General features: G+C 72.0%; 13 protein-coding genes and 1 pseudogene. 8 read left to right on the top strand and 6 right to left on the bottom strand.

Translation table 11 applies throughout. The annotated features are described in order from the left end of the window. Window positions 1-46: 46 nt before the first annotated feature. Both DEJ48_RS36450 and DEJ48_RS36445 read left to right on the top strand, forming a co-directional pair. A pseudogene (locus DEJ48_RS36450) lies at window positions 47-499 on the top strand (peptidase S15); the annotation flags it as partial. Window positions 500-618: 119 nt separating this feature from the next. Further along, a complete protein-coding gene (locus DEJ48_RS36445) occupies window positions 619-2,169 on the top strand; it encodes an FAD-dependent oxidoreductase (RefSeq protein ID WP_150220380.1) in 1,551 nt (516 codons plus the stop codon). On the opposite strand, the gene DEJ48_RS36440 is transcribed toward DEJ48_RS36445, so the two are convergent. From DEJ48_RS36440 to DEJ48_RS36415, 6 genes are read right to left on the bottom strand one after another with little or no spacing between them, the layout of a single operon-like run. Further along, the gene (locus DEJ48_RS36440) at window positions 2,164-3,393 is read right to left on the bottom strand and encodes a carboxylesterase family protein (RefSeq protein ID WP_223832325.1); all 1,230 of its coding nucleotides are present in this window, start codon (window positions 3,391-3,393) and stop codon (window positions 2,164-2,166) included. The genes DEJ48_RS36445 and DEJ48_RS36440 overlap by 6 nt on opposite strands. 11 nt (window positions 3,394-3,404) lie before the next feature. After that, on the bottom strand, window positions 3,405-3,779 hold the full coding sequence (locus tag DEJ48_RS36435; protein WP_150220379.1) for a VOC family protein: 375 nt from the start codon (window positions 3,777-3,779) through the stop codon (window positions 3,405-3,407). A gap of 16 nt (window positions 3,780-3,795) precedes the next feature. Next, window positions 3,796-4,944, bottom strand: a complete 1,149-nt coding sequence (locus tag DEJ48_RS36430; protein ID WP_150220378.1) for an XdhC family protein — start codon at window positions 4,942-4,944, stop codon at window positions 3,796-3,798. After that, window positions 4,937-7,075 carry a xanthine dehydrogenase family protein molybdopterin-binding subunit gene (locus tag DEJ48_RS36425; protein WP_150220377.1) on the bottom strand — a complete coding sequence of 713 codons (2,139 nt, stop codon included), beginning with the start codon at window positions 7,073-7,075 and terminating at the stop codon, window positions 4,937-4,939. Before DEJ48_RS36425 ends, DEJ48_RS36430 begins: the two co-directional genes overlap by 8 nt. Further along, a complete protein-coding gene (locus DEJ48_RS36420; RefSeq protein ID WP_150220376.1) occupies window positions 7,072-8,064 on the bottom strand; it encodes an FAD binding domain-containing protein in 993 nt (330 codons plus the stop codon). The genes DEJ48_RS36425 and DEJ48_RS36420 overlap by 4 nt, the downstream gene beginning before the upstream one ends. Then, entirely contained in the window at window positions 8,061-8,621 is a 561-nt protein-coding gene (locus DEJ48_RS36415; protein WP_150220375.1) for a 2Fe-2S iron-sulfur cluster-binding protein, read from the bottom strand. Before DEJ48_RS36415 ends, DEJ48_RS36420 begins: the two co-directional genes overlap by 4 nt. Before the next feature lie 275 nt (window positions 8,622-8,896). Between DEJ48_RS36415 and DEJ48_RS36410 the strand changes: the two genes are divergently transcribed. The 6 genes from DEJ48_RS36410 to DEJ48_RS36385 all read left to right on the top strand — a co-directional run bounded on the left by DEJ48_RS36410 (window position 8,897) and on the right by DEJ48_RS36385 (window position 22,108). Beyond that, window positions 8,897-9,487, top strand: a complete 591-nt coding sequence (locus tag DEJ48_RS36410) for a TetR/AcrR family transcriptional regulator (protein ID WP_150220374.1) — start codon at window positions 8,897-8,899, stop codon at window positions 9,485-9,487. Window positions 9,488-10,220: 733 nt separating this feature from the next. After that, complete coding sequence (locus DEJ48_RS36405) at window positions 10,221-11,501, top strand: wax ester/triacylglycerol synthase domain-containing protein (protein WP_150220373.1); 1,281 nt, start codon at window positions 10,221-10,223, stop codon at window positions 11,499-11,501. A gap of 61 nt (window positions 11,502-11,562) precedes the next feature. Then, a complete protein-coding gene (locus DEJ48_RS36400; protein ID WP_150220372.1) occupies window positions 11,563-13,026 on the top strand; it encodes an MFS transporter in 1,464 nt (487 codons plus the stop codon). A 56-nt stretch (window positions 13,027-13,082) separates the two neighbouring features. Further along, window positions 13,083-14,432, top strand: a complete 1,350-nt coding sequence (locus DEJ48_RS36395; protein WP_190537802.1) for an NAD(P)/FAD-dependent oxidoreductase — start codon at window positions 13,083-13,085, stop codon at window positions 14,430-14,432. Window positions 14,433-14,500: 68 nt separating this feature from the next. Beyond that, window positions 14,501-16,012: an acyltransferase domain-containing protein gene (locus DEJ48_RS36390; protein WP_150220370.1), complete on the top strand. Its 1,512-nt coding sequence runs from the start codon at window positions 14,501-14,503 to the stop codon at window positions 16,010-16,012. 57 nt (window positions 16,013-16,069) lie between these two features. Further along, a complete protein-coding gene (locus DEJ48_RS36385) occupies window positions 16,070-22,108 on the top strand; it encodes an SDR family oxidoreductase (RefSeq protein ID WP_190537801.1) in 6,039 nt (2,012 codons plus the stop codon). Window positions 22,109-22,116 lie beyond the last annotated feature (8 nt).

Below are 22,116 nucleotides of genomic sequence, written 5' to 3'. Positions count from 1 at the left end.
CCGAAGAACATCTTCGTGATCGGCCTGGACGACGCGAACTTGCCCCCTGCGCCTGCCGGTGCGGCCGACGGCGGAGCCGGAGAACGCGTCGCAGCGGCCGTTCGGCGAGCCCGAGGGCACCCCGCCGCTCGCCACCACGCAGCTGTCCCCTCCGGAGCAGCGCTGGGAGGTCAAGCGTGACCTGGTCGGATACGACTCCTCCCTGGAGATCGTCAAGGACCGGGGCACCGTGCGCTACGACGAGATCGGGCTCGACGTCGGATGCCGCGCCTTCGAGCGGTACACGGCCACCGGCGACGACTTCACGTCGGTGGGCGGCGAATCGGACTGGACGATGCGGTTGCGGCGGGACGAGTGGGACGTGAGCGTGCGGACCCGGACGACCCTCAGGTGCGACGAGGACCACTTCTTCGTCGACGCGACCCTGGACGGCTACGAGGGCGAGCGCCGCGTCTTCTCCCGCACCTGGAAGGAGACGCTGCCCCGCGACTGGCTCTGATCCACGCGGGGCCTGCCGTGGCGGCGGCGCGGCGGCCGGGTTTGGCACCGGGTCCGGAGGAGACTCGGTCCGGACGCCGACACCCTGGAGGCCGCTGTGCACGCCGTCACGGAGCCCGCATGAACGCGAAGAGGCCCGGCCCGCTGCCGGGGCGCCCCGAGTCGTACTGGATGGAGACCAGCGCGTCGACGTCCCACCCGTCGCTCGCCGAGGACATCGAGGTGGACGTCGCCGTGGTCGGCGGCGGTGTCGCGGGGCTCAGCACGGCCTGGGAGCTGGCGCGTGACGGGCGGTCGGTCGCCGTCCTGGAAGCCGACCGCATCGCCGCCGGAGTCACCGGCAACACCACCGCCAAGCTGACCGCGCTGCACTCCCTGGTCTACGACCGGCTGCGCCGCACCCGCGGTCCGGAAGGTGCCCGCCTCTACGCGGAGTCGCAGCAGCAGGCGGTGGAGCACGTGGCGGCGATCAGTGCCGAGCTCGGCATCGACTGCGAGCTGGAGCGCGCGCCCGCCTACACCTACACCACGCGGGCCGACCGCACCGACGAGCTGCGGGCCGAGGCCGCCGCGGCCAGGGACGCCGGGCTCGCCGCGTCGTACACGGACGAGACCGGGCTGCCCTTCCCCGTGGCCGGCGCGGTACGCGTCGAGGACCAGGCGCAGTTCCACCCCCGCGCCTATCTGCTGGGCCTGGCCGAGGACCTGCGGGCGCGCGGCGGTGTCATCCACGAGCGCACCCGGATCACCAAGCTGCACGACGGGGCTCCCTGCGCCGTGACGACCGAGGTCGGGCACACGGTCACCGCGCGGTCCGTCGTCATCGCCACGCACTACCCGGTCTTCGACCGCGCCCTGCTGTTCGCCCGGCTCTCCCCGCGGCGCGAACTGGTCGTCGCGGCGCCGCTCGCCGCCGGGGAGGACCCGGACGGCATGTACATCACGCAGGACGAGGGCAAGCGGTCGGTGCGGACCGCGCCCTACGGCGGCGCCGGCGGGCGTCTCCTCATCGTCACGGGTGACAGCTTCACCCCGGGCACGGGCGACCCCGCCGCCGGTTTCGTGGCCCTGGACAGGTGGATGCGGGAACGCTTCGACGTCGGCGCGACGGCGTACCGGTGGGCGGCGCAGGACAACGACGTCACGGACGGCGTGCCGATGGTCGGGCCCTTCCACCCCGGCGCCCGGCACACCTATGTGGCGACGGGGTTCGGCGGCTGGGGCATGAGCGGCGGCGTCATGGCCGGGCAGCTCCTCGCCCGGCTCGTCGCCGGGGAGAAGTCCTCGTGGGCCGAGCTGTACGACCCGCGGCGGCTGTGGAGCACCGTGCGGGAGATGCCGTCCCTGCTGGGCCAGCAGGCCGAGGTCGCCAAGCACTTCATCGGGGACCGGCTCCGCACGACCCACGTCGACTCCGTCGACGACATCCCGGCGGGCGCCGGGGCCGTGGTCCGCGTCGAGGGCCGCCGCTGCGCGGTGCACCGTGACGAGTCCGGCGCCCTGCACGCCGTCTCCGCCCGCTGCACCCACCTCGGGTGCCTGGTCGCGTTCAACGAGGCGGAGACGACGTGGGAGTGCCCCTGCCACGGCTCGCGTTTCGCCACCGACGGCTCGGTGCTGCAGGGGCCCGCGACGCGCCCGCTGGAGCCGCGGGAGCTGCCGGACTCATGAGGGCCCGGGCACCGGCCCGTCCGTGAGCGGCGCGGGCAGGCCGTCGAAGGTGCCGGTGCGGGCGAAGCCGAGCCACGCGGAACGCAGGGCCCTGCCGAGCCTCTCGGTCTCCTCGCGCGGCGTGCTGCCCAGCATCGGTGCCGACCGCCAGGCGTCACGGGTGCCGAAGAGCAGCGGCAGTTCGAGGCAGTGGGCCGCCCCGAGCGGGGACCCGGCGGGCCGCCAGTCGACGCGGTACGCGTGGACCCGGGCACCGGCCCGGGCCAGCCGCTCCGCGTGGCGCGTCAGCGGCTCCTCGTACACCTCGCGGGTGCGCACGGCCGCGTCGTCGTCCTCGCCCATGAAGACGATCATGTCGTCGGCGTTCCAGCCGTACAGGACGTCGAGGCCCCGGACGCCGTCACCGGGCGGCCCGCCGGGAGCGGGGACGGGGCCGGCGCCCTCCACCGGTATGAACGCGGGTTCCATGCGCCGGCCCGCGCCGCGCAGGTGGTGGCGGGCCGTCTCGCCCTGTGCGGCGAGCAGGGCGGGGAGGTCGGCGGTGCGCGGGTCGGTGCCGAGCGCGTCGGCGAAGTACCGGCCGAGTGCGTGGGACTCCGCCGCGGGCCGGGCGGTGATCTCCAGCGGCGCGCTCTGGAGGATCGCCCTGCGGAACAGGCCGCGCGCCTCGGGCAGTTCCATGAGAAGGCGTACGGAGATCCCGCCGGCGGACTGTCCGAGCACCGTGACGTCGGTGGGGTCGCCGCCGTATGCGGCGATGTGCGTGTGGACCCACCGCAGCGCCTCCACCTGGTCGAAGAGACCGAGGTTGCCCTCGCTCACCCCGTCGAGGAGCAGGTAACCGAGCGCTCCCAGGCGGTAGTTGACGCTGACCACCACCACGTCGCCCTCGGCGGCGAGCACTCCTCCGTCGTACCAGTCCATGAGGCCGGCGCCGCTGCTGAAGCCGCCGCCGTGCAGCCATACGAGCACGGGCCTGGGTCCCGCGTCCCGTGCCGGGGTGGCGATGGACAGGTTGAGGCAGTCCTCGCCCTGGGGGTGGACGTCCGCGGGCGGGCCCATGACGAAGTCGAGCCGGGAGGGCGGTTGCGGAGCGATCTCGCCGGAGGCGGGGCGCGGATCGTCGTCCGGTACGGGGCGGGGCCGCCCGAAGCGCTCCGCGGTGGCATAGCGGATCGGTCCCGTACGCAGCACTTCCGTACGCGGCCCCACGGTGTCGGTCACGCGACCGCCCCCTAGCTCTGGTAGTTCGTGCGTCCTTCGTCGTCGAGATCGAAGGGTTCGTCGGGGATGATGCAGAACTCGTTCCCCTCCGGGTCGGCCATGACGAGGAACCCGCCGTCGTCGTACCCCTCCAGCCTGCGTCCGCCGAGCGCCTCGACCCTTCGCTGCTCGGCGGCAAAGTCGGACGCGGCGAGGTCGAGGTGCATGCGGTTCTTCACCGTCTTGCGTTCGTCGACCCGCTGGATGCCGAGGACCGTGCCGTTCTCGCGCCGTAGCCAGATGTAGGGACCCGTGCGGCCCGCGACGGGCCAGTCGAGCAACTCGGACCAGAAGGCGGCGACCGGTTCGGGGTCGACGGCGTCGATGATGAAGGCTTTGATCTCCATGGCTGATCCTCCCAAATCAGACCAGCGCGTCGGACCGCGGAGGACCGCCGGGCGTGTCGTGGTGGATCGGTGTCAGCGCCCCGGTCAGCGGGCGGCCCGTGCCGCCCTGGCGTACCGCGACGATCTCCGCCGCGATGGAGAGGGCCGTCTCCTCGGGGGTGCGGGCGCCGAGGTCGAGGCCGATCGGCGAGCGGAGCCGGGCCAGTTCGGCCTCGGTGACGCCCTCGTCGCGCAGCCTGCGGTTGCGGTCCTCGTGGGTGCGGCGCGAGCCCATGGCGCCGACGAACGCGACGGGCAGCCGCAGGGCCGCCGCGAGCAGCGGCACGTCGAACTTGGCGTCGTGGGTGAGGACGCACAGGACGGTGCGGGCGTCCGTCACGGTGCGGCGCAGATAGCGGTGCGGCCACTCGATCACGATGTCGTCGGCGTCGGGGAAGCGGTCCCGGGTGGCGAAGACGGGGCGGGCGTCGCAGACCGTCACGTGGTAGCCGAGGAACGCGCCCACGCGGACGAGGGCGGCCGCGAAGTCGACGGCACCGAAGACGATCATGCGGGGCGGCGGCTGGCTCGACTCGGCGAGGACCGTCACGTCGGTGCCGCAGTGCGCTCCGCTCTCGGAGACGACGAACTCCCCGGTGCGGCCCGCCGCGAGGAGGGCGCGGCTCTCCCCCACGGCGGTGCGGTCGAGGTCGGGGTGTCCGCCGAGGGTCCCTTCGTCGGTCCCTGCCGGGGTCACCATGAGCGGCCGGCCGAGGAGTTCCGCCGGGCCTCTGAAGACCCGGGCCAGGGCCGTGGCCTGCCCTTGGGCGGCGGCCGACAGGGCGGCGGCGAAGACCGCCCTGTCGGGTGAGTCCGCGGCGACCGGGGCGACCAGGACCTCGATGACGCCGCCGCAGGTGAGTCCGACCGCGAAGGCGTCGTCGTCGCTGTACCCGAACCGTTCGACGACGGCTTCGCCCTGGTCGAGGGCCTGGACGCACAGGTCGTAGACGGCCCCTTCCACGCAGCCGCCGGAGACCGAGCCGATGACGTTTCCCTCGCCGTCGACGGCCAGCGCGGCGCCGGGACCGCGCGGTGCGCTGCCGCCGACGCTCACGACGGTGGCGACCGCGAAGTCCCGGCCCTCCTCGACCCAGCGGTTCAGGTCGGCGGCGATGTCAAGCACGGTGCGTTTCCCCGGGTGCGGTGCCCGCCCGCAGGACGCGGTCGGGGCGGATGGGCAGGGACCGGTGGCGGACGCCGGTCGCGTGCCGGACCGCGTTGGCGATGGCCGCGGCGGCGCCGACGATGCCGATCTCGCCGACACCCTTGATGCCGACGGGGTCCTCCGCGTCCGGGTCGTCGACCCAGTCCGCCTCGATGTGCGGCACGTCGGCGTGCGAGGCGATGTGGTAGCCCGCGAGGTCGGGGCCGACGAGGCCGCCCGTCGCCGGGTCCCTGACGGCCTCTTCGTGCAGCGCCATCGACAGGCCCCAGGTCATGCCGCCGATCAGCTGGCTGCGTGCGGTGAGCGGGTTGACGATGCGTCCTGCGGCGAAGATGCCGAGCATGCGCCGTACGCGCACCTCGCCGGTGGTGACGTCCACCGCGACCTCGGCGAACTGCGCGCCGAACGCGTGCCGTTCCTTCTCCGCGAGGGCGCCGATGACGTCACTGGTGTCCGACCGTGCGGTGAGACCGTCCGGCGGGATGTCGCCGCCGGGCACCAGCTTCTCCCGCAGTTCGCGCGCGGCGAGCATGACCGCCCAGCCCCAGGACCGGGTGCCCATGGAGCCGCCCGCGATCATCGCGGGGCCGAAGTCGCTGTCGGCGATGCGCACGCGGACCCGGTCCGTGGGCACTTCAAGGGCGTCCGCGGCGATCAGGGTGAGCGCCGTGCGCGCGCCGGTGCCGACGTCCGCGGCCGTGATGCGCACGGTGAAGGTCCCGTCGGCCTCCGCCGTCACCGCCGCCGTGCTCGGGGCGACGAGCACCGGGAAGGTGGACGCGGCGGTGCCGGTGCCGAGGAGCCAGCGCCCTTCGCGGCGCACTCCCGGGCGCGGGTCGCGGTCCGCCCAGCCGAACCTGCGGGCGCCCTCGTCGAAGCAGGCGAGCAGGTTGCGGCTGCTGAACGGCAGCCCGGACACGGGGCCCACGGCCGGTTCGTTGCGGGCCCGCAGCGCGATCGGGTCCACGCCGCACTTCTCGGCGAGTTCGTCGAGCGCGGACTCCACCGCGAAGGAGCCCGGGGCCTCGCCCGGGGCCCGCACCCAGGTCGGCGTGGGCACGTCGAGGCGTACGACACGGTTGACGGTGTGGTGCGCGTCGGCGGCGTACATGGGCCGCCCGAACCCGGCGCTCGACTCGACGAACTCGTGGACCGTCGACGACAGGCTCTGCCCCTGGTGGTCGAAGGCGAGGAGCCGTCCGTCCGGGTCGGCGCCGAGCCGGACGCGTTGCGTGGTGGGGCTGCGGTAGCCGATGAGCGAGAACATCTGACGGCGGGTCATGACGACGCGGACCGGCCGGTCGAGGACGGTCGCCGCCATGACGGCGAGCACCTGGTGGGCCCGCGGCCCCTTGGATCCGAAGGCGCCGCCGACGTGCTCGGCACGCACCCGCACCGAGGATGCGTCGAGGGAGAAGAGGCGCGACAGTTCGTCCGCGATCCAGGTGCTGCCCTGGTTGGAGTCGACGACTTCCAGTCGCCCGTCGTCCCAGCGTGCCGTCGCGGCGTGCGGTTCCATCGCGCTGTGGTGCTCTTCGGGCGTCGTGTACTCGGCGTCCACGACGTGCGCGGACGCGCCGAGCCGGGCCTCCAGGTCGCCCACCGCCGTGCGCATCCCGTCGCCTTCCGGCGTGTACGTGCCCGGGCGTCCGGCGGAGAAGGCGACGTCGTGCGGCTCCTGGTCGTAGTGCACCACGAGCGCTTCGGCGGCCTCCCTGGCCTGTTCCGACGTCTCGGCCACGACGAGCGCCACCGGCCAGCCCACGAAGGGCACCCGGTCGTGCTGGAGGACCCCGACGACCGGATCGGGCTTCCCGAGCATGCCGACGTAGTCCGCGTCGACCCGCGGGGCGTTCCCGTGGTGCAGCACGGCGAGGACGCCGGGCATCGCGAGGACGGGCGCGTCGTCGACGGAACGGATCCGGCCGCGCGCGATGGTGGACAGGACCAGCCAGCCGTGGGCGAGGTCGGTGAACGGGATCTCGCCGGCGTAGCGGGCCGCGCCGGTGACCTTGTCGACGCCTTCGATGCGGGTGTGCGCGGTGCCGACGGCGCCCGTCACCGCGGTGGTTGCGGTGGTCGTGGTCATCGGGCGGCCTCCTCGGTGAGTTCGGACAGCACGGCCACGACGAGGTTGCGCGTCAGCGTCACCTTGTAGCCGTTGTCGGGCAGCGGGCGGGCGGCGGTAAGTTCGGCGTCGGCCGCGGCGGCGAAGGCCTCGGCGGTCGCCGGGCCGCCGGTCAGCGCCTGTTCGGCCGCCCGGGCGCGCCACGGTCGGGACGCCACCGCGCCGATGCCGATGCGTACGTCCCGTACGACACCGTCCCGCACGTCGAGGGCGGCGGCGATCGAGCCGATGGCGAAGGCGTAGGAGGCGCGCTCGCGCACCTTGCGGTAGCGGGAGAGCGCGGCGACGGGGGCGGGCGGCAGCGTCACGTGGGTGATCAGCGCGCCGGACGGCAGCGCGGTCTCCAGGTGCGGGGTGTCGCCCACGGGCAGGTAGAACTCGGTGATCGGCAACTCACCGGGGCCTTCGGCGGTTTCGTAGTGGACGACCGCGTCGAAGGCGGTGAGGGCCACGCCCATGTCGGAGGGGTGCACGGCCACGCAGTGGTCGGTGGCGCCGAGGATCGCGTGGTTGTGGTGCTCGCCGCCGACGGCCGAGCAGCCGGTGCCCGGCTCGCGCTTGTTGCAGGGCTTGGAGAGGTCGGTGAAGTAGCCGCAGCGGGTGCGCTGGAGCAGGTTGCCCCCGACGGTCGCCATGTTGCGCAGCTGGCCGGAGGCGCCGGCGAGGACGGCCTGGGTCAGTGCGGGGTAGCGGCGGCGTACGTCGGGGTGGGCGGCGAGGTCGCTGTTGGTGACGGTCGCGCCGATGCGCAGCCCGCCGTCCTCGGTGGTCTCGACGGTGTCCAGGGGCAGTTCGCGTACGTCGACGAGGAGCGCGGGGCGTTCGACGCCGGTCTTCATCAGGTCGACGAGGTTGGTGCCGCCGCCGAGGTAGCGGGCGTCGGGGTCGGTGCCGAGGACCGCGACCGCGCCGGACACGTCGTACACGCGCTGATAGCCGAAGTCCCTCATGCCGCGCCCTCCTCCACTGCTGCTCCCTCTTCCGCGCGGGCGGCCTCGGCGACGGCCTGCACGATCGACACGTACGCGCCGCAGCGGCACAGGTTGCCGCTCATCCGCTCGCGGATCTCCTCGGCGGTGAGCTCGGGCACGCCCGCTTCGGGGCGCACATCGGCGGTGGCGGCGCTCGGCCAGCCCGCCGCGTGTTCCTCCAGCACGCCGAGGGCGGAACAGATCTGCCCCGGCGTGCAGTAGCCGCACTGGAAGCCGTCGCGGTCGAGGAAGGCCTGCTGGACGGGATGCAGCCGGTCGCCGTCCGCGACGCCCTCGATGGTGGTGATCTCGCGGCCTTCGGAGGCGACCGCGAGGGTGAGGCAGGAGACGGCCCTGCGGCCGTCGATCAGCACCGTGCAGGCCCCGCACTGGCCTTGGTCGCACCCCTTCTTGGTGCCGGTCAGATCGAGCCGCTCGCGCAGTGCGTCGAGCAGGGTGGTGCGGTGGTCGACGGACAGTGTGTGCTTCTCACCGTTGATGTTCAGGGTGAGGGCACTGGACGTCGATGGAGCCATGAGCAGCCTTCTTTCGCGGATCGCGTCGAACGAGGCGGTCCCGGCCGGGAGATCGGGATGAGCTCGGGGAGATCGGGGTGAGATGGCGCTGTACGGGAGGGGGAAGACGTCGCCGCTTCGGCGGCAGGGGTCGCCAGTGGACGTGGCTGCGGTATGGTGAGCCTAAGCGGACAGCTGTCCGCTCACCGTCGAACTTAGCGGACAGTTGTCCGCTCAGCAAGGCACCCTCAGGCCGTGCCGCACGGAACAGGCCACGACGCGCCGAAGGAGAGCGAATGGGTCAGCACAAGACCCCGCCCCTGCGCTCGGACGCCCAGCGCAATCGCGAGCGGATCCTCGAAGTGGCCCTGGCGGAGCTGACGCTGGCGAGTGACGCGCCGCTCAGCGTGATCGCCAAGAAGGCGGGCGTCGGCCAGGGCACGTTCTACCGCAACTTCCCGAACCGCGAGTCCCTCGTCCTCGAGGTGTACCGCTACGAAGTGCAGCAGGTCTCCGACGCCGCCTGCCAGTTGCTGGCGACCCGCGAACCCGATCGCGCCCTGCGGGAGTGGATGGACCGCCTTGTCCGGTACGCGATGGCCAAGGCGGGTCTCGCCGAGGCGATCCGCAAGGCCACCAGCACGCTCGGCAGCCTCGCCGGGGTCGGCCCCGGCCCGCTGACCGAGGCCGTCGGCCACCTCCTGCGGGCGAACGAGGAGGCCGGAACCATTCGGCCGGGGGTGACGCCCGACGACTTCCTGCTCGCCATCGCCGGGCTCTGGCACATCGACCCGCACAGCGACTGGGAGTCCCGGGCGGGCCGGCTGATGGACCTCGTCATGGACGGACTGCGGGCCGGGGCACCCGGCGGCCGGGAACGCGGATAGGTCCGCTTTTCCGCAACGCGGATGAATGCGCGGCGGCGCAGAATGCCCGGAGCGCAATTGTTGCCCGCACGTAAATGCACGGAACAAACATCGCGATCACCGCGGCCGAGCTGGGGCCGGTTCGTCAAATTCCGCTAGAGCCGAGCATGAGCCCGCTCCCACGCCGTGTCCGTTTCCATGCGGTCGACAGGGAGCGGGCGGCCGGGCATCGAGCGCCCCCCCACCCGCTCCGACCACCTCATCGACGCAGATCCGGATCCGGAGCGGATAAACAGTATCCGGCCATTCCGCCACCCCTGAAGAGCCATTTCTCACCAGGCGGGAAAACCCCGAACTCCCGCATTTTTCACCTGGTGGGAAACCCCCGGTCACGCTTGACAATCTCCCGTGCGGACGCCACATACTTCTGTCGGCGACGGATTCGGGCCATGAGTTCCCGGACCACTGTCCCAAGGGGGAAATATGTTCAGCACTATCGACGCAGTCGCGCGCAAATGCCTGCCACGCCCGTCGGGGAAACCCGATCCGCATCGCGGCCGGACACGTCGATCGAACGCGTAGCGCCGAAGCGACCGATGCCGAAGCCGTCATCCACCTGACGCCGGCGTCGACATCCGTACGTTCCCGCGCGGCACCGCCGAGCGCCGGGCCCCGGCAGCCGAGGGCCCTGCCCTCCATTTGCCCGGGCCGGCCATTCATCCGGCGCTTCCGATGAACTCGAACGGTAAAGACCATGCAGCAGACTCTGAATCCGATCGACGAGATATTCCTCTCCATTCCCCGTGAACTCACGCCCGTACAGGGCAAGTTCATTCGCTTCCGGGGTGACGTGCCGTCACTGGACGTGCTCCGCCGGCACCTGGCGGAGCGGCTTCCCGCCCTCGCCCGCCTGACGTACCAGGCCGTGCGTGCGGGGCGCCGGACCGTCTGGTCGCCGAGCGCGCGCTTCGACCCCATGGACCACGTGCTGGAGCTGAAACTGCCCGAGGGCAGCTCGCTGGACGAGGCACTCACCGACGTGATGCGCCTGCCGCTGCCCGGTTCGGGCGCGCTGTGGGACATGTACCTGGTCCACGGGTACGCCGTCGGCGAGTACGCCGTGTGCTACCGCGTCCACCACGGGCTGGAGGACGGAATGGGCACCGTGCACGTGGCCGCCGTCCTGTTCGGCGACCACGTCCCGGCGACGGCGACAGCCGGGAGCGCACGGGGGCCACTGCTGACCGCGGGCCCCGCGGAGCTGGCGAACGGCATGCTGACCGTGACCAAGGGCATGGTGCGCGGGCTGCGGCCCGCACACCCGTGGCCCAGCCTCTTCAGGTCAGGGCCCGACCAGTTGGCGGTGTGCAGCACGAGCGCCACCCGGCAGGAACTGAGCACCTTGGGGCGGAAGTACGGCGGCACGGTCACCGACGCCTTCCTCATGGCGCTGCGCGGCGCGCTGAGCGCCTGGAGCCGCTCCGCGCAGGACGACGGCGCGCCCGGGAACGGTGAGGGCCACGCCGTACGGGCGGCGGTCGGCGCGTCCCCCGTACCCGTACGCATGCCGCTGAGCACCCGGCACAAAGCGGAGGAGGCAGCTGTCGGCAACCATCTCGCGACAGCGGTCGTCACCCTGCCGGACGGGCGGCTGCCCACGGCCCCCGCCTTCCACCAGCTCATCGACCGGACGCACCGGATGCGCAGCAGCGGCCTGCGGCCGGCCAGCCGGGCGCTCGTCGGCCTGCTGCCCGCCGCCTCCACCCGCATGGCCGTCAAACTCCTGCTCAACCCGAGCACGGCCCCGCTCTACGCGTCCAGCTACTCGCTCCCCGACTCCCTCACCTTCAACGGGGACCCGGTCATCGACGTCGTCCCGATCGGCGTGCTCCTGCCGGGCAACGGACTCTCCGTCACGCTGCTGTCCTGCGGCGCCCGGGTCCAGGTGAGCTTCCTCCACGACCTCAGGCTTCCCGACGCGGGCCGGCTGGCCACGCTCTGGCGCGAAGCGCTGGACGCCCTGCCCACGTCGTAGCGAACCCCTCGGCGCCCTCGCCCCCACCAGCACCTCCCGTCAACTCCTCTGGAGAATCCCTATGTTGAGTCGGTCCAGCTCACGCGGCCATGCCGGATGGACCCTGGTCATCACCGGTCTCGCCGTCTTCATGGCAGCGCTGGACAACCTCGTCGTCATCACCGCCCTGCCCGCGATCCAGTCGTCCCTCGACACCAGCCTCCAGGACCTGGAGTGGACGGTGAACGCCTACACGCTGGTGTTCGCCGTGTTCCTGCTGGCCGGGGCCGCGGCCGGTGACCGGTTCGGCCGTCGGCGCATGTTCGTGGTGGGACTCGTCCTGTTCACCGCCGCCTCGGCGGCGTGCGCGCTGTCCGACACCTCGCAGCAGCTGGTCGTCGCCCGCGCGGTACAGGGGTTCGGTGCGGCGCTGGTCATGCCGCTGACGCTGACCCTGCTCACCGTCGCGGTGCCGCCGCGCCGCCGGGGCCTCGCCCTCGGGATCTGGGGCGCGCTGAGCGGACTCGCGGTGGCGCTCGGCCCGCTGATCGGCGGAGCGGTCGTGGAGAAGATCTCGTGGCAGTGGATCTTCTGGGTCAATGTGCCGATCGGCGTCGTGGTGCTGGTGCTGAGCCTGTGGAAGCTCGCCGAGAGCAACCGTCCCGAGAGCGCCCTCGACCCCGTCGGCACGCTGCTCGTGTGCCTGGGCATGTTCGGCGTCGTCCTCGCTCTCGTACGGACCACGGACGACGGGTGGACCGACGGCACGGTGCTGGGTTCGCTGCTCGGCGGTCTTGTGCTCCTCGGCGTGTTCGTCGGCTGGGAGCTGCGTACGCGTCATCCGATGCTGCCGATGCGCCTGTTCCGCAACCGCTCGTTCAGCGCGATCAACACCGCGGGTCTGATGATGTTCGCCGCCATGTTCGGGCTCGTGTTCCTGCTGACCCAGTTCATGCAGAACATCCAGGGGTTCTCGCCGCTGGAGACGGGCGTCCGGATGCTGCCGTGGACGGCGATGCCCGTGGTGATCGCCCCGCTGTCCGGACTTCTGACGTCACGGGTCGGCAACCGGCTCGTGGTGGCGGCGGGACTGCTGTTCCAGACCGCCGGCCTCGGCTGGCTCGCCGCGGTGGTGAGCGTGGACACGCAGTACGCGGACATGGTGCCCGGCCTGGTGCTCGGCGGCATCGGGCTCGGCCTGTTCTTCGCGCCGGCCGCCGAGATGGCGATGGGCGTCGTCGCCCCGGCCGACCAGGGCATCGCCTCCGGAGCGAACAACACGTTCCGCCAGCTCGGCGGTGTGCTCGGCGTCGCGGTGCTCACCTCGGTGTTCACGGCACGCGGCGGCTACGGCTCCCCCCAGCAGTTCGTGGACGGTCTGGAACCCGCCGTATGGCTCGGCACCGCCATCTCGGCCTTCGGATGCCTCGCCATCCTCGCCGCGCCCCGGCGATCCCGGCAGTCCCCCACCACGGAGGCGGCGCCCGCGAGCGCCACGAAGCAGGCCGCGCGCGGCGGCGACCCGCTGGAGACCTCGCACCACTGAACCCCCCGCGATCCCGGACGAAACGTTCAAGTCGGCCCATCGGCCTCGGAGGCGAGATGTACGACGTCATTGTCGTGGGAGCCCGCATCAGCGGTGCCTCCACCGCGATGCTGCTGTCGAAGGCAGGTCACAGGGTCCTGCTGCTCGACCGGGCCGTGTTCCCGGGCGGGAAGGCCGCGGCGACCAACCTGGTCCACCCGCCCGGCATCCTGCGGTTGAAGAAATGGGGGCTGCTCGACGAGCTCACGGCCACCGGCTGCCCGCCGATCCGCGAGTACGGCCTGCAGAGCGGCCCCGCACGCCTGATGGCCGAGCTGCCCAGCGTGGAAGGCGTGAACGAGGCCTACTCCCCCGAGCGCAGCCGGCTCGACCAGATCCTGCTCGACGCCGCGGTCAAAGCGGGCGCCGAACTGCGGACCGGTGTCTCGCTGCGCTCGCTCCTGACCGACGAACACGGCACCGTGACCGGCGTCCGCGGCGAGACCGAGGACCGCACCCCGGTCATCGAGCACGCCCGCCTCGTGGTGGGCGCGGACGGCTCCAACTCCACCGTCGCCCGGCTGGTCGACGCCGAGAAGTACGACGCCCACCCGGTGCTCAACAAGAGCCACTGGTCCTACTGGGAGGGCCTGCCGCACGACGGACGGGTCCGCACCTACCGCCACGCGCACAAGCACGCCTTCACCTGGCCGACCCACGACGGCCTCACCATCGTGGGCGTGGCACTACCGGTCGCCGACTTCAAGGCGAGGAGCGACGAGGACCGCGACCGGACGGTGATCTCCGCGTTCGAGGAGGTGGACCCGGCACGGGCCGAACTGCTGCGGCAGACCAAGCGGGCCGACCGCTGGATGACGGGCTCGGTGCCCAACTTCCTGCGCCGCTCCGACGGACCCGGCTGGGCCCTGGTCGGAGACGCCGGATACACCAGGGACCCGATCACGGCCGCCGGCATCACCGACGCGCTCCGTTCGGCCGAGCTCCTGTCGGAGGCCGTCGACGCGGGCCTGACCGGACGCAGGCCGCTGCCCGAGGCGCTCGCCAGTTACGGCAGGCAGCGCGACGCGCTGGTCTCGGGCCACTACCGCTACACCCGTGACCACGCGACCATCGCGAACCACTCGCGCGAAGAGATCGCCTTCATCCGCGCCATGACCAGGAGTCCCACGCACGGCCGGGACATGGTCGGCATGTTCGCCACCATGATCCACCCCTCGCAGTTCTACTCGGCCGCCAACATCCACGCCCTGCTGGACCACCTGGAGCCGGGCGCGGGCCCGGGCTGGAAGCTGCGCATGGTCCGCTGGCTCGTGCGCGGAGCCCCCCGGCACGTCCCTCCGGCGCCCCGCGTCGCCGACCGGCTCATCGCCAAGAACCTCGGGCCCATGGGCACGTATCTCGCCTGACGGCCACCGCGCCTTCTCTCCCTCTCTCACCCTTTCTCACCTTTCCGCACCACGACGGAGGATCCGACATGCCCGAAAACACGTCCACCGAGCTGCGCACCGCGATTCTCTTCCCCGGCCAGGGCGGCTTCGACGGTGAGGCGCTGCGCCTGGCCCACGCCCGCCACCCGCAGGTCCGCCAGGTCTTCGAGCGTCTCGACGCGGAGACCACGACGCTGTTCTCACGCCGAATATCAGACCTGGTCCTGGGGCCGGAGCAGGTGGAACTGCGCCGGCTCCTGGCGGAGGACCCATGGGTCTCACAGGTGGCCATCTACGGCGCCGGGCTCGCCGCGTACGAGGTGCTGACCGCCCAGGGCGTGCGGCCCGACGTCCTGACCGGTCACAGCCTCGGCGAGATCACCGCCCTGGTGGCCGCCGGCGCCTTCTCGGTCGAGGACGGGGTGCGCATCGTCGCGCAGCGCGTCGCGGTCATCGCCCGGCAGTCCGGCTTCGAAGGGCGCATGGTGGCCCTGTCCGCGGGCGCGGCGAAGGTGCGCCGACTGCTGGAACTGCTGGAGGACCCGCAACTGGCCGTCGCCACCGAGAACCACGACGAGCAGACCGTGGTGAGCGGGCCCGGAGAAGTCCTGGACCGCCTCGTGGCGATCGCCGGTGAACTGCGCATCGGCGCCGTCGAGATCGACGCCGCCTTCCCCTTCCACTCCCCCGCCCTCGCACCGGCCGTTCCCGAGTTCGCCGCGTACGTGGGGAAGCTGGACCAACTGCCGCTGCGGTGCCCCGTCTACTCGCCGATCCTCCAGCGCTACTACGAGCCCGGCGACGCCCTGAGCGACCTGCTGGCGGAGCACTTCGTCAAGCCGGTCCGCTTCGCGTCGGCCGTGCGCCACCTCCAGGAATCCGGTGTCACCACGTTCGTCGAGGCGGGCGGGCGGGCCGCGCTGACCAAGCTGGTCACCCGTCTGACGAAGGGGTCCGACGTGCGCTCCCTGGCCACCCTGGCCACCGACGACGACGCGCTGCTGACGCTCGACGCCACCTTGCGGACGCTGCGGCTCGCCGGTCTGGCCGACCCGGGCCGCGCCCCGGTCCTCGCCGAACTGCTGCCGGAATCCGTCTCCGCCGAGCTGTTCGAGGCCTACTGGAGCGAGCACGGCGACGCGGTGCTCCAGCGGATCGTCGACGACCTCGCGGCCTTCCGGCCGCAGCCGGCCACGTCTGCGGCCACGGCACCGGTCGCGGCCCCGGCCACCACCGTGGTCACGTCGTCCCTCGCCGACGAAACGAGCGGCTCCGCCGCCGCGGGCCCCGACCGCGCGGAGGTCTTCGCCGAACTGCGCAGCCTGTACGCGGAGGCCCTCGAGTACCCCGAGGAGGTCTTCGAGGGCGGGGTGCAACTGGAGGCCGAGCTCGGTGTCGACTCGGTCAAGCAGGTCGAGCTGCTGTCGAGGGTCTCGCAGCGCTACGGCCTGCCTCCGCGCGAGTCCGGTTTCCGGCTCTCGGACTACAACACCATCGACAGGCTGGTCGATTTCGTGGTCACCGCACTGGCCGGCCAGCCCACCGGCGTCACGGTCTGACGAGGGCCGACCGACTCCGTTCGCTCTCCCGTTCTCGCTCAGAAGGACATGTGTGCCATGAAAGACCTCACCGGCAAGGTGGCTCTGGTCACCGGCGGGTCCAAGGGGACAGGAAAGGCCATCGCGAGGGAGCTCGCCGCGCGTGGCGCCGACATCGTCCTCAACTACTTCCACTCGCACGACCAGGCCAAGCGGACGCGCGACGAGATGGTCGCCGAGGGCTTCCGGGTCGATCTCGCCCGGGCCTCGGTGGCCCGTCAGGAGCAGGTCGACCGGATGCTGGCGGAGGTCGACCGGCTGCACGGCCGGCTCGACATCCTCGTCAACAGCGCCGCCGACGGCGCGTTGCTGCCCATGGACGAGGTCACGGACGAACACCTCGACCGGGCGCTCGAGACGAATTACAAGGGCGGGCTGCGCGTGGCGCGCGCGGCCGCGCCGCTGATGGCACGGGGCGGCGGCGGGTCGATCGTCACGGTCTCCGCCCTCGGCGGCTCGCAGATGGTGATGGCCAACTACTTGGCGTGCGCCCCTGCGAAGGCGGCCGCGGAGGCCGCGTCCCGGTATCTGGCGGTGGAACTGGCTCCCCTCGGCATCCGGGTCAACACGGCGTCCGCCGCCATGCTGACCAGCGAGGTGGCGGACAAGTTCCCCCGGGCGGCGGAGATGCAGGACGTCATCGCCAGGGCGACGCCGTGGGGCCGGCTCGGACGGCCCGAGGAGTTCGCCGCCGTCGTGGCCTTCCTCGCCTCGGACGACGCGCGCTGGATCACCGGCCAGGTCATCCTGGCCGACGGCGGGCTGACGCTCGGTGCCGCGCTCCTCTCACCGCCGAAGACGGCTGAGGAGACGGCTGATGCGACGGCCGGGAAGACGGCTGAGGGGACGGCACCGGAGACCGCTCTGGAGGCGGCTCTGGAGACGGCTGTTGCGACAGCGGAGGCACCGGTCCGGGCGGCCGTCCCAGAGCCCATTCCGGAGCCCACGCCCGGACCCGTGCCGGCCCCCGAGCCGGACCCCGAGGACGATGCGATCGCCGTCGTCGGCATGGGGCTCGCCGTCGCGGGCGCGAACAGTCCGGAGGAGTTCTGGAAGCTCCGCATGACGGGCGACGAGCTCTTCGTCAAGGTCCCCGCGGACCGCTGGCAGCACGAGAACTTCCACTCGGCCGACGCCGAAACCGAGGACAAGGCGTACGCCGACCGCTGCGTGTTCATCACCGGCTTCGAGCCCGCGGCCGGTGCTCTCGACGGCATGGAGGGCAGCTCCGACGAGCAGGAGCAGACCACGAAGTGGCTGCGGCACAGCCTCGTCCAGGCGCTCGACGGGGTGCGCTACGGGGACAGTGACACCTGCTCCTTCGTGGTCGGCTACACGCCTGACGGAAGCCAGTACCTCGAGGAGGCCGGTGTCCTCGACAGCATGACCCGGCTCACACACGACATCGTCGACGACCTGGACCTGCCGGCCGACGAACAGTCCGCGCTGCACTCGGGTTTCGAGACGGTACTCACCCGGCGCTACGCGCACGGCGACGCGCCCGCGTCGCGCTATCTGCCCCACAGAGTCGGCGAGTCGGCGATGCAGGGCATCTTCCCGCCGTCCACCGAACTCCACATGGTCGACACCGCCTGCTCCTCATCCCTGTACGCCATCGACATCGCGGCCAAGGGTCTGATGATGGGCAAGCAGGACATCGCCGTCTGCGGCGGCGCCTTCGCCCTGGCTCCGCGCGGCACCGTGCTCTTCTCCAAACTGCAGGGGCTCTCCAAGAGCGGCCAGGTGCACGCGCTGGACGAGGCCGCCGACGGTGTGATCTTCGCCGACGGCGCGGCTCTGGTCGTCCTCAAGCGGCTCAGCAGGGCCCGGGCGGACGGCGACCGGGTGCTCGGCGTCCTGCGGGCGTTCGGCTCGTCGTCCGACGGCAAGGGCAAGGCGATCTACGCGCCCAACTCGGCCGGTCAGAGCCTCGCGGTGCAGCGCGCGCTGGAGGACGGCGACGTCGACGCCGACGACGTGGAGTGGATCAACGCCCACGCGACCGGGACCCCTGCCGGTGACCTCGCGGAGTTCACCATGCTGCGCGAGCACTTCGGCACCGCTCGGCCCACCGCGGTCACCTCCAACAAGTCGCTCATCGGGCACACCGGCTGGGCCGCGGGCGTGGTCTCGCTGATCGAGAATCTGCTGGCCCTGGAGCAGCGGACCATCCCCGGCCAGTTCCGGTTCAGCAAGGCCCGCGAGGACTTCCGGCTCTCGGAGACCGGCCTGCGGATCGGCTCCGAGCCCGTGCGGTGGCCGCCGCGGGAGGACCGTCCCCGGCTCGCCGCCGTGTCCGGTTTCGGCTTCGGCGGCACCAACGCCCATCTGATCGTCTCCGAGGACACGTCCGACACCGCACGGCACACCGCTCCCTCACCCTCGAAGAGCGCACGACCCGATGCGGCCACGGCCGCCGGAGATTCGGACCGGTCCGACCGAGTGGTGATCGTCGGCTGGTCGTCCCACCTGCCCGGCCTGACCGGGCGTGACGAGGTCGCGCGCTGGCTGGACGGCGGGCCGCGGCCCCTCGGCACCTTCGGCGCCGACTATCCGTCGCCGCCGTTCAACGAGGTCCGACTGCCGCCCAAGACGATCCGCGCCCTGGACCGCTGCCAGTTGATGATCCTGCAGTGCGCGCACCGGCTCCGGGACCAGATGCCGGAGTTCTGGGGCGACCAGGCGGCCAAGACGGGTGTGTTCGTCGGTCACATGGGCCCGACCCGCGCCGCGATGCTCTACGCCAACCGCTGCTATCTGGACGACGTCGAGCAGGCGGTCGCCACCGATGCGCGCCTGGCCGGTTCCGCCGCCGCCACGAAGGTGCTCGACCGGCTGCGCGATCAGGTCCGCGCCATGATTCCGGCGTCCAACGAGGACTCGTTCCCCGGTCAGATGCCCAACGTCATCTCCGCCCGGGTCGCCAACTACTTCGATCTGCACGGCCCGAACATGACGATGGACTCCGGGTTCGCCTCCGCCCTGTCGTCGATCAGTTCGGCGACCCGCTACCTGCGGACCGGCGAGCTCGACTTCGCGCTGGCGGGCGGCATCAACGGCAACAGCCTGCCGGAGTACCGCACCCTGATCGGGGACCTGCTGCCGGCCCAGGAGGGCGAACTGGCCGAAGGAGCCTTCCTGTTGGCCCTCACCACCGAGGAGCGCGCCCGGCAGGCGGGCCTGCGGGTCCTCGCGTACGTCGACGAACCCCTCGGCAGCACGGCCGCCCCGCCGACGACCGCCCCCGCGTCCGAACTCCCCCCGATCAGGTGCGGGGATCCGGAGTACGCGCGCTACCTGGGCGCGGCGGGCGGACTCGCCGTCCTCAAGGCGCTGCACGGCCCGGCCGGCACTGTCGAGGTCTCCTGCACCGACAGCGACGACGCCCCCGGCGTCCGGCTCCGGCTGACGGTCCCCGGATCCAGCGCCCCCGAGCGGCAGGACAGCGGTTCGCCCGAAGCCGCGGCGACCGGAACGCTGCCCGACGTCTTCGTGTCCGGCACCCACACGGGCGACGGCACGCCCTTGCGCGTACACCGGCAGGTCCCGGTGCTCGAAGCGGCACCGCCCCGACGGGTGCGGGACGTGACGCCGTTCCTCGCGGACGGCACCGTGGTCGTCACCGACGCGCCCGATCTCCTCGCCCGTGCGGCGGGCCCGGACCTCGCACTGACCGTACTTTCCACCGCTCCGCTCGACACCCCGCGGCCGGGCTGGCACCACCTGCCGCGCCTCTCCGCCGAGACGGTCGGCACAGCCCTGAAGTCCGTCGGCGGACCGGTCGGCCACCTCCGCGTGCTGACCGACCTGGGCCGGAGCGCGCCCTTCGGGCAGGAGGTGCGCGCCGAGGCGGTCAAGCCGCTGCTCGCCCTGCACGACGCCGTCTTCCTGGCGCTTCAGCACTCCTTCGACGACCTCTCCGCAGACGGGTCCTCGGTCGTCATGCTGCTCCTCGACGCGGTGCACGGCGGCACTGCGCATCCTTGCTCGGGCCTCTTCACGGGGCTGCTCAAGAGCGCGGGCAGGGAGCTCGGCGACAGCACCGGTTTTGGGCTGCTCACCTCGTGCGCCGACCCCGTGGAGGCGGTCCGGCTCGCGGAGGAGGAGAGCCGCGCGCACCGGGACTTCCCGGTGGTCTTCGACGACGACGGCGTACGCCGGATGTACCGGCTGCGCGCGGAGCCGAACGTCCTGGACACCGGAACCCCCGCCGTGCTGGACCGCGACTCGGTGGTCGTCGTCGCGGGCGGCGCCCGCGGCATCACCGCCGAGGTGCTCAAAGCGGTCGCCGAGCACATCGGCCCCCGGCTGTACGTGTTCGGCAGCAACGCGCTCGACAGCTATCCGCCGTCCGTCTTCGCCGGCAGCGACGAGGAGTTCGCGGCGGGCCGCGCGGCCTACATCTCCGCTCAGCTCGCCGAGCGGAAGGGCCGGACCGTCGCGGACATCAACCGGGCCTATGACCGGATGCTCAACGCCCGCGAGGCGAAGAGGAACCTCGACGCCATGGCGGAGCACTGCGGCGAGGGGCGGGTCACCTACCTGCCGTGCGACATGCGGGACGGCGCCGCGGTGGAGAAGGCCGTCGGCGAAGTGCTGGCGGCGCAGGGAAGCATCGATCTGCTCGTCAACGCGGCGGGGCTCCAGCGTTCGGCGCTGATCAGGGACAAGGACTTCGCGGAGTTCACCGCCATCCGCGACCTGAAGGTGGACGCGTATCTGCATCTCAAGCACGCGCTGCGTGCCGCGCCGCCCCGCCTGTGGTGCAACTTCGGGTCGCTGCTCGGGTACTTCGGCCAGCTCGGTGAGTCCGACTACGCCTCGGCGAACGACTTCCTGGCCTCCATGTCCGGCCACGCGGCCGCCACTTCGGACCGCGTCGAGTTCACGATCGGCTGGACGCTGTGGGCCAGCGTGGGCATGGGCGCCAACGAGCTGACCAAGGCGTACTACGAACGGGCCGCTTCCTACAGCAACATGGCGGTCGCCGAAGGGGTGCACCACTTCTTCCAGGAACTGCACTCTCCCGTCCGGCGGCCTTCCGTCGTCCACCTGGGGGACGCCGAGCGGGCCACGGTCGAGAAGTTCTATCCCGGCTATCTGACGGCGCCCGGTGGGTCGGACGGAGGCTTCTTCCTGCGCCGCCTGCTGTCGTCCGACGAGCGGTCCGCTGTCTTCGAGTGCCCCTTCGACCTGGAGACCGACGGCTATCTGGAGCACCACACGGTGCGCGGGGAACCGACCCTGCCCGGCACGTTCGTCACCGAGATGGCAGCGGAGGCGGCGCGGCACCTGGTGCCGGACCGGCACGTCATCGCCTTCGAGGACCTGCGCTTCGAGCACTTCCTGCGCGTCTACCGCGGCCTGTCGTCGGCCCCCCGACGGCTGAGCGCCCGGATCGTCGACACGGCGGGCGACACGACCGTCGTCGACGTACGGATCACCCAGGACGTGGTGTCGCCGGCGGGCGTCGTCCTCATCGAGGACCGGGTGCACTTCACAGCCCGGGTCGTGCTCGCCGACGCCTTCCCTGCCGCGCCCCGCTGGGAGGCCTGGGACACCGCCGACGACACCCCTGTTCCGGACCCCTACCACCTGCCGGGTTCCCCGGTGCGGCTGACCGGACCGTTCGTGTCCACGACGGACACCCGCATCCATCCCAAGGGCAAACGGGGCCGCTACGCACTGGACCTCCCGGCGGACGACCCGGCGTTCTCGCGCTTCGTCGTGCCGAGCATCCTCCTGGACGGTCTGGCCCGCGTCGGTGTGCTCGATCTGGTCGACGGTCATCTGATCCCTGTCGCGGCGCCGCTGTCGATCCGACGCATCGACCTCTACGAGGACGCCGACGACCAGGTGCTCTCCGCGCAACAGGCACCGATCGAGCTGTACGCGACACCACCGGGCTTCGACCTCGCCGCCGACCGGGTCGACAACCGGTTCGTGGCCGCCCGCTCCGACGGCCGGATGCTCCTGCAGATGAAGGACATGCGGGCGACCCTGATCGGCTACGTCGACGCGCGGACCGGCGAAGCCGTCGCCATCGAGCGCGACTGACGGGAAAC

The sequence above is a fragment of the Streptomyces venezuelae genome, from assembly GCF_008642315.1.
In the GTDB taxonomy this organism is placed as follows: Bacteria; Actinomycetota; Actinomycetes; order Streptomycetales; family Streptomycetaceae; genus Streptomyces; species Streptomyces venezuelae_D.
This window is presented reverse-complemented; position numbering and strand designations above follow the sequence as displayed.